The 6,068-nt window shown below is 73.6% G+C and carries 6 protein-coding genes; 5 read left to right on the top strand and 1 reads right to left on the bottom strand.

The window, feature by feature from the left end; genetic code table 11:
- From C1I97_RS05185 to C1I97_RS05170, 3 genes are all read left to right on the top strand, one after another.
- Positions 1 to 489: PucR family transcriptional regulator (locus tag C1I97_RS05185; protein ID WP_181446576.1), on the top strand; the 489-nt coding region annotated here is incomplete at its 5' end.
- Between the two features lie 309 nt (positions 490 to 798).
- Positions 799 to 1,257 carry a Chromate resistance protein ChrB gene (locus tag C1I97_RS05175; RefSeq protein ID WP_258382432.1) on the top strand — a complete coding sequence of 153 codons (459 nt, stop codon included), beginning with the start codon at positions 799 to 801 and terminating at the stop codon, positions 1,255 to 1,257.
- On the top strand, positions 1,254 to 2,450 hold the full coding sequence (locus tag C1I97_RS05170) for an MFS transporter (protein WP_258382431.1): 1,197 nt from the start codon (positions 1,254 to 1,256) through the stop codon (positions 2,448 to 2,450). Before C1I97_RS05175 ends, C1I97_RS05170 begins: the two co-directional genes overlap by 4 nt.
- 365 nt (positions 2,451 to 2,815) lie before the next feature.
- On the opposite strand, the gene C1I97_RS05160 is transcribed toward C1I97_RS05170, so the two are convergent.
- Positions 2,816 to 3,220, bottom strand: a complete 405-nt coding sequence (locus C1I97_RS05160) for an ArsR/SmtB family transcription factor (RefSeq protein ID WP_111002034.1) — start codon at positions 3,218 to 3,220, stop codon at positions 2,816 to 2,818.
- Between the two features lie 107 nt (positions 3,221 to 3,327).
- Here C1I97_RS05160 and C1I97_RS05155 point away from each other — a divergent pair, with 107 nt between their 5' ends.
- Both C1I97_RS05155 and C1I97_RS05150 read left to right on the top strand, forming a co-directional pair.
- Complete coding sequence (locus tag C1I97_RS05155) at positions 3,328 to 5,304, top strand: heavy metal translocating P-type ATPase (RefSeq protein WP_111002036.1); 1,977 nt, start codon at positions 3,328 to 3,330, stop codon at positions 5,302 to 5,304.
- A 334-nt stretch (positions 5,305 to 5,638) separates the two neighbouring features.
- Complete coding sequence (locus C1I97_RS05150) at positions 5,639 to 6,055, top strand: SseB family protein (RefSeq protein ID WP_181446575.1); 417 nt, start codon at positions 5,639 to 5,641, stop codon at positions 6,053 to 6,055.
- Positions 6,056 to 6,068: the final 13 nt, after the last annotated feature.

Here is a 6,068-nt window from a genome sequence, read left to right as displayed (position 1 = left end):
GCCCACCACCTCGGCACCGGGGTCAACGAGGCGGTCACCGTCGGCGCCTCCGCCCCCGTCGAGAACCTGACCGCCCGCCCCGACACCGTCACGGTCGCCTACGAGGAGTCCCGGCGCTGCCTCGAGGCCCTGAGCCTGCTCGGCCGCACCGGCGACGGCGCCGCCGCCGAGGACTTCGGCTTCCTCGGCCTGCTGCTGGCCGGCGACCGGGACATCGCCGGCTTCGTCGACCGCACCATCGGCCGGGTCGTCGCCTACGACGAGCGCCGCGGCACCGGTCTCATACGCACCCTGGAGGCGTACTTCGCCTCCGGCATGAGCCCTGCCCGCACCAAGGACGAGCTGCACGTCCACGTGAACACCGTCGCCCAGCGCCTGGAGCGCGTCGGCCGTCTGCTCGGCGACGACTGGCAGGCCCCCGCCCGCGCCCTGGAAATCCAACTCGCCCTGCGCCTGCACCGCTTGTCGACACCGGTAACGCACCCCTGACCTCCGCACGCACGCGTACAGGGGCCAGGGGAAGCGGTTGAGGGGTCAGACGGTAGGCGCTCCGACGGCCCTGGCGGCCTCCGGCTCGGCGCCCTCGGAGCCCCCGACGGCCGTCAGGCCGCGGTGCCGGGTTCCTTGGCCACGCCGACCGCGATCAGCGTCAGCACGGCCGCCGCGATCACCCACAGGGCGAGCGGGGTGGAGCTGCCGTAGGGGGAGAGCACGGCGGTGGCGATCAGCTGGGCGGGCGCGCCCGATCCGGTCCGGCAGGGCGCCCAGGGTGGAGGTAACTGTTGCTACGTTTTTGCTGTGTCGAACAGTGGCTCGTACTGCCGCCGGCTCGTTCTCGTGATCAAACGGCCCGCCGAGCCGTCCCGGCACCGAATGGCGATCCGGCGCGAGCTGCGGAAGATCGGGGTGCTCTCCCTCGGTCAGGGCATCCGGGTCGCGCCCGACGTGCCGGTATGCGCTGACGGCATCACCCGGGCAATCGAACTCACCGAGCAGGCTGACGGCCAGGCGATGACCCCGAACGCCTTCGGCCGCGGCCCCGAGGATGCCGCCCGCTCAGCGGACCGGACCGATTTCCTTGCCGGCAGCGGCAAGTACGAGGTCGAGATCGCCAAGGAGATCCGCAGCGCGAAGTTCACCCTCGTCGAGCCCGAGGAAGAGAAGCAGTCCCTGGAGCGGCTGCGCCGCCGGCACCGGGACCTGACCGTCCGGGGCGTCTTCGCCGCCCCGCACAAGACCCCGGGGGACCACCGATGACCGCCACCGCCCCCGCCCAGACAGCTCCCGCGCGCCGGATGTGGCCCCTGTACGCGGCCGGGTTCACCACCGCCTTCGGCGCCCACGGCGTGGCCGCCAACCTGGGCAGGTTCTCCGGCGACGCCGTCACCTCCCTCCTTGTCCTCGGCGGGCTCCTCGCCCTGTACGACGGCGCCGAGGTCCTGCTCAAACCCGTCTTCGGCACCCTCGCCGACCGCGTCGGCGCCAAACCCGTCCTCGTCGGCGGCCTCGTCGCCTTCGCCGCCGCCTCCGCGCTGTACGCGACAGCCGGCAGCGCCGGCTGGCTCTGGGCCGCCCGGCTCGGACAGGGGGCCGCCGCCTCCGCCTTCTCCCCGTCCGCCTCCGCGCTCGTCGCACGGCTCAGCCCTGCGGCCAAGCGCGGCCGTGCCTTCGGCAGCTACGGCTTCCACAAGTCCATCGGCTACACCCTCGGCCCCCTCCTCGGCGGGCTGCTGGTCTGGGCCGGGGGCCTGCGGCTGCTCTTCACCGTGCTCGCCGTACTCGGTGCCGCGGTCGCGCTGTGGTCCCTGCTCGCCGTTCCGGCCGTGCCCCCACTGCCCAAGCAGCGTCAGACGGTCCTCGATCTCGCCCGCCGGCTGGCCGATCCCGTCTTCCTCGGCCCCACCGCCGCCCTCGCCGCCGCAACCGCCGCGCTCTCCGTCGGCGTTGGGTTCCTGCCCGTCTCCGGTGCCGCGGCCGGACTCGGCGCCATCGCCACCGGCGCCGCCGTCTCCGCCCTCGCGGCCACCACCGCCTTCGTCCAGCCCTACGCCGGCCGTGCCCTCGACAACGGGCGGTTGACCACCCGCACCGGCCTTGCCGCCGGCCTGGCCCTCACCGCCGCCGGCCTCGCCTGCGCCATGCTGCCCGGCCTCGTCGGAGTGCTTCTCGCCGCTGCCGTCATCGGTGCCGGCGTCGGCCTGATCACTCCCCTCGGCTTCGCCGCCCTCGCCACCGGCACACCCGAAGAACGCATGGGTCAGACCATGGGAGCCGCCGAACTCGGCCGCGAACTCGGCGACGCCGGAGGCCCGCTCCTCGTCGCCGCGGTCGCCACCGCCGCCACCCTCACCTACGGATACGGGGCCCTCGCCCTCCTCGCCGCCGTCGGCGCCGTCCTGGCAGCCGTACGACGCGGCGGCGCACTGGCAGAAGCCCACCAGACGGAATAGCGCACCCGCCGGGGGAAGGGCTGCGTTTCCATGGGACTGCCGGGCTGTTGCCGGCCGAGCGGACCGCGTCCGGGTACCGGGTGTACGGCGAGGACGCGGTGGGCCGGTCGGCGTTCGTCTTCTCGGCGAAGCTGCCGGGCCTGGCGCTGGAAGAGGTCCGCGACCCTTCGGAAGTGCGTGAGGAAGGCGTCTGTGCCTGGTCGCGGGACCGGACGCTGCCACTGATCGCCGACCGGGTCGGGGGCGCGTGCGGGCCGGGCTGCGGCTGCACCACACCCGGTGTCCGACCACCCGGCCGCCGCACCACCCTCTCTCCACCCGTCCCGCACCGCACCCGGCACCTGACGACGGAGTGCCCAAGGGACTCAGGCGCTCGGATCGGCAGCGGCTTCGAGCTCTGGTTCCACGGCCGGCGTCGCCGTGTCGCTCAGGCCGAGGCGGAGGTGTTCGACGTGGTAGAGGGCCTGGTCGAGGAGTTCGGCGACGTGGTTGTCGTAGAGGGCGTACACCACTGAGCGGCCCTTGCGGGTGCCGGTGACGAGGCCGAGGTTGCGCAGCAGGCGCAGCTGGTGGGAGCAGGCGGACTGCTCCATGCCGACCTCGGCGGCCAGCTCGGTCGCGGGCAGGGGCCCTTCGCGCAGGCGGGCGAGGATGAGCAGGCGGGAAGGGGTGGCCAGGGCCTGCAGGGTGGTGGCGACCTTGACGGCGTCGGCCGCGTCCAGGCGTGCGCGCGGAACGTTGCTGGAAGGTGGTGCGGCTCCGTGACCCATGCGGCCATGATACGGCGGCCCATGATCACATGAATCAATGTTCATTCGTTCCTGTTAGGGTGGCCGGGAAGGGCGTGGTCCGTCGTCTTCCGTGCAAGGACCTGTTCATGTCTTCCACCCTCGTCCGAACGGCTGAAGCCGGCACCGCCCGTGAGGCGGGGGCACCCCGCCGCCGCACGCGGATCTTCGCGCTGCCCGAGGCCCGCTGGGCGGCCGCGGCGCTGGTGCTGTTCCTGATCGCGCTGCCGCTGTATCTGCTCGGGGCGTCGGCCTGGACCTGGGGCCCGCTGTTCGCGGCCGTCTACGCGACCGGCGGCTGGGAGCCCGGCTGGGCCGGGCTGCGGGCGCTGCGGGAGAAGACTCTGGACGTCGATCTGCTGATGGTGGTCGCCGCGCTCGGGGCGGCGGCGATCGGACAGGTGCTGGACGGCGCGCTGCTGATCGTCATCTTCGCCACCTCCGGCGCGCTGGAGGCGATCGCCACCGCCCGCACCGCCGACTCCGTGCGCGGCCTGCTCGACCTCGCCCCCGCCGCAGCCACCCGGCTCGCCGACGACGGTACCGAGGAGCGGGTGCCGACCGGGCAGCTCGCCGTGGGCGACACGCTCCTGGTACGGCCCGGCGAGCGGATCGGCGCCGACGGCCGGGTGCTGGACGGGGCGAGCGAGGTCGACCAGGCCACCATCACCGGCGAACCTCTCCCGGTGGCCAAGCAGGAGGGCGACGAGGTGTTCGCCGGCACCCTGAACGGCACCGGGGCGCTGCGGGTGAAGGTCGAACGGGACCCGTCGGACTCGGTGATCGCCCGGATCGTGGCCATGGTCGAGGAAGCCTCCGGGACCAAGGCCCCCACCCAGCTGTTCATCGAGAAGGTCGAACAGCGCTACAGCCTGGGCATGGTCGCCGCCACTGTGGCGCTGTTCGTGCTGCCCCTGCTGTTCGGTGCCGACCTGCGGTCCACGCTGCTGCGCGCCATGACCTTCATGATCGTCGCCTCGCCCTGTGCCGTGGTGCTGGCCACCATGCCGCCGCTGCTGTCCGCCATCGCCAACGCCGGACGCCACGGCGTGCTGGTGAAGTCGGCCGTGGTCATGGAACGCCTCGGGCAGGTGGACGCGGTCGCCCTGGACAAGACCGGCACGCTCACCGAGGGCACCCCGCGCGTCACCGACATCCGCCCGCTGGCCTCCTCCGGTCTGACGGAGGACGACCTGCTGCGGCCGGCGGCGGCGGCCGAGCACCCCAGCGAGCACCCGCTGGCTCGCGCGATCGTGGACGCCGCCCGCATCCGCGACCTGGACATCCCGCTGGTGGAGGACTTCGCCTCCACCCCGGGCGCCGGCGTGAGCGCGAAGGCGGAAGGCCGCACCGTCGCGGTCGGCAGCCCCACCCGCATCCTGAACCACCTCACCGGCCACCCGGCCACCGCCGTCGCCGTCGGCCTGGAGCAGGAGGGCCGCACCGCCGTACTGGTCACCCTCCACGGCACCCCGGTGGGGGTACTGGGCATCGCCGACCGGCTGCGCGAGGAGGCCGCCGCCACCGTCGCCGCCCTGGGCGAGCTGACCGGGACGGTCCCGGTGCTGGCCACCGGCGACAACCCCCGCGCGGCAGCCCGGCTCGCCGCCGAGGTCGGCATCACCGACGTCCGCGCGGATCTCCTCCCGCAGGACAAGGTCACCGCGGTGCAGGAGATGGAGCAGGCCGGACGAAAGGTGCTGGTGGTCGGTGACGGCGTCAACGACGCCCCCGCGCTCGCCGCAGCCCACACCGGCATCGCCATGGGCCGCGCCGGATCCGACCTCGCCCTGGAGACCGCCGACGCCGTCGTGGTCCGCGACGAACTGGCCACCATCCCCACGGTCGTACGCCTCTCGCGCCAAGCCCGCCGCCTGGTCGTGCAGAACCTGATCATCGCCGCGGTGTTCATCACCGGCCTGGTCGTCTGGGACCTGGCCGGCACCCTGCCGCTGCCGCTCGGTGTCGCCGGGCACGAGGGCTCCACCGTCATCGTCGGCCTCAACGGCCTGCGCCTGCTCGCCGACGGCGCCTGGCGCCGTGCCCGCGCCGGAACCGGCCGGTGAGCCACCGCGCCCGCAAGGCCGCCCCCGCCGTGGCGGGGGCAGCCCGCTGCTGATGTGCCCTGGATCCGGTGGAGTCACCTTGCTGGACAGATGCTGCTCCAGACACTCAGGGAGGCTTCCGTGCCGCCGAGACGGCCCAGAGCCCACGTCGTCGTCCCTCCCCGGCCCACGGTGGTCGCGAACCGAGAGCGACGTGAAGGGACCGGTCGCCGCGTCCAGCAGCGGCCGACCCCTGTCCCATTCGACCCGGGCGTGCCTCTACGAGAACCACCTGCATCTTCACGCGCGTCCTGCTCTACGGTGCCATCAGTCGTCCACGTCCCGGGGAGGAACCGTGCAGCAGCCGAAGGCGGCGCTCGCCGAGCGCATCGCCGAGCGGAGGAGGGGAGACGGCGACCCCCGTGCTCTGGTCGGCGAGATGCGGCGTTCGGTCCTTCTGGTGCCGGTGGCCGACGGAGGTCTGTGGTCGGTGCGTTCGGGCGGGGTGCGGTGGATCTGCGGGTTCACCGACGAGGCCGCACTGGCCCGGTTCGCCCTGCACCACGCGTCCGGTGATCAGCCCATGGACTACGCGGCTCTGCTGGGCGCGCGCATCGTCGACGAGATCGTGCCCGCCCTGGGCGAGCCCGCCGGTCTCGCCGTCGACATCGCCACCGAGGGCGGGTCGATGTTCTTCCCGCCGGTCGTCGGCATCGTCCCGGACACGGTCGCCGTCGACGCCGGCCGCCCTGGCCCGCCTGCGGGCCGTTGACGAGGCCCTGCGC

This window comes from Streptomyces sp. NTH33, from assembly GCF_003236365.1.
Classification (GTDB): domain Bacteria; phylum Actinomycetota; class Actinomycetes; order Streptomycetales; family Streptomycetaceae; genus Streptomyces.
Note: the sequence above shows the minus strand (reverse complement) of the source record. Positions and strands in the feature narration are given on the sequence as shown.